This is a genomic window from Protofrankia sp. CiP1_Cm_nod4, assembly GCF_982290645.1.
Genome location: NZ_CEVIVC010000032.1, coordinates 38,172 through 39,968 on the forward strand (window position 1 = coordinate 38,172; position 1,797 = coordinate 39,968).

Annotated in this window: 2 protein-coding genes; both read right to left on the reverse strand. The window is 72.4% G+C overall.

The annotated features are described in order from the left end of the window. Positions 1–27: 27 nt before the first annotated feature. Positions 28–279: a hypothetical protein gene (locus tag AC5LSR_RS08780; protein ID WP_250281514.1), complete on the reverse strand. Its 252-nt coding sequence runs from the start codon at positions 277–279 to the stop codon at positions 28–30. Positions 280–468: 189 nt separating this feature from the next. Further along, positions 469–1,788, reverse strand: a complete 1,320-nt coding sequence (locus tag AC5LSR_RS08785) for a hypothetical protein (RefSeq protein ID WP_493468341.1) — start codon at positions 1,786–1,788, stop codon at positions 469–471. Between the last annotated feature and the right edge of the window lie 9 nt (positions 1,789–1,797).

Genomic DNA, 1,797 nt, shown 5'->3' on the forward strand with positions numbered 1-1,797 from the left:
GTCGTTCCCTGGCGTCGTTCCCTGGCGTCATCCACTGCCGCCGTCCGTCACCTCGCGGCTCTCGCGGGCCGCACGCCGGCGTTCGGCGGCGACCACCCGCAGACCGGCGCCGGCCACTCCCGCGACAAGCGTCAACGAGATCACCACCAGCAGGCCGTGCACGTGCCGGCCGGGTGCCGGCCAGATCGCGGCGACCACCGTCACGACCACGGCGGCGGCCAGGCCGACGGACACGACGAACGGCGCGGACCCGCGGCCTGTGACAGTGACGCTCTTCATGGACACTCCTCGCAGACGCTCCCCACGGCTCCACGTCCCGCCCGCGCCACCGGCGTCGGATGGGTCCGGGTTCCATGATTGTTGTGATTCTGATGCTGTCCCGGCAGCATCAGAATCACAACGCAACAGCGTTGCCGACTTGCCGACTTGCCGCGTTGCCGCGGGACGGTGAAGACGCGCGGGCCGGTGTCAGTCGACCCACTGGCCCTGGGTGAAGGCGACGGCGAAGGCCGCCATCACCGGGGCCGACAGCCAGATGTACACCGGGCGCACCCATGGCCGGCGCGTCACGACGCGTCCGAGCAGCAGGTAGACCGGGAATGCCACCAGCATCGTCCGGATGCCCGAGGCGTAGTAGTTCGAGCAGCTCATCAGCAGCGTGGCGCCGCCGACGAAGGTGGCCTCGCCGAAACGGGCCGAGCGCAGGAGCGCCACGGTCACCACGACCCCGACGACGACCGCGGCCACCTCGCCGCGCCAGAACCAGGTGAAGGCCGACGACTGGGACGTGTCGAAGGCCGAGCGCCAGCTCGCCCGCCAACCCTCCCACGGCCAGTCGACCCACCGGTGCCAGCCGTCCCGCATGGCCTGCGTGTAGGCGTCCCAGTGGCCGGTGCGCGTCCGCAGGTAGGTGACGAAGGCGAGGACGGGCAGTGGCGGCAGGGCGAGCGCGAGCCCCGCCGGCGCGAACACCGGCAGTCCCGCGCGCCGCCGGCTGACCACGTACTGGACGGCCAGCGCCAGGCAGAAGGGGATACCGGTGACCCGGGTGGACGCGGCGCCCGCGCCGAGCAGACCCGCCAGCCACCAGCGCTGCCGGCGCGCCGCGAGCCAGGACGTGGTGGCGAAACCGAGAAAGACCGCCTCGGAGTACGCGGCGCACAGGAACACCGCGTACGGGAACAGCACGACGGCGACGACCGCGAAATCCGCGCCCCGCCGGTCAGGCCCGCCCCGCCCGTCCGGTGCCGACCACCCACCCGGCGCGTCCTGCACGCTCGGTGCGCTGTTTCGTCCTGTCGCGGCTGTCCGGCCTGTCACGGCTGTCCGGCCTGTCGCGGCTGTCCGGTCTCTGATATCCGTCCGGCCCCTGACATCTGTCCGGTGCCCGGGCCGCAGTGGTGTCCGGCGCGCTGTCGCGCCGTCCGCTCGTGTCCGGTCGTCCATCTGCATCTGCCAGATGGCCGCCACGGCCGCGGCCCCGGCCACGAACGAGACCACCATCCCGGCGAAGGTCCAGTCCGGGACGACCAGGTGTGCCAGGCGTATCGCGAGCGGGAATCCAGGGAAGTCCACCTCGGTGCGGTCGGTGTACTCCGGCGAGACGTAGCCGAACCGCGCGACCTTGGTGAACAGGCCGACGTCCCAGCGGTCCCACAACGTGTTCAGCCCCGGCAGCTGCGCGAGCGGATGGCCGGAGAGCGCCCGGGACGCGGCCAGCGAGAGCACGATCACCGCGATCCGGCTGGCGGCCCACACCGGCAGAGTGGCCTGGACGGCCAGCGGCAGCCGGCCCCA

Coding starts and splice junctions, on each gene's coding strand:
- AC5LSR_RS08780 (WP_250281514.1), bottom strand. CDS start 279: ATGAAGAGCGTCACTGTCACAGGCCGCGGGTCCGCGCCGTTCGTCGTG.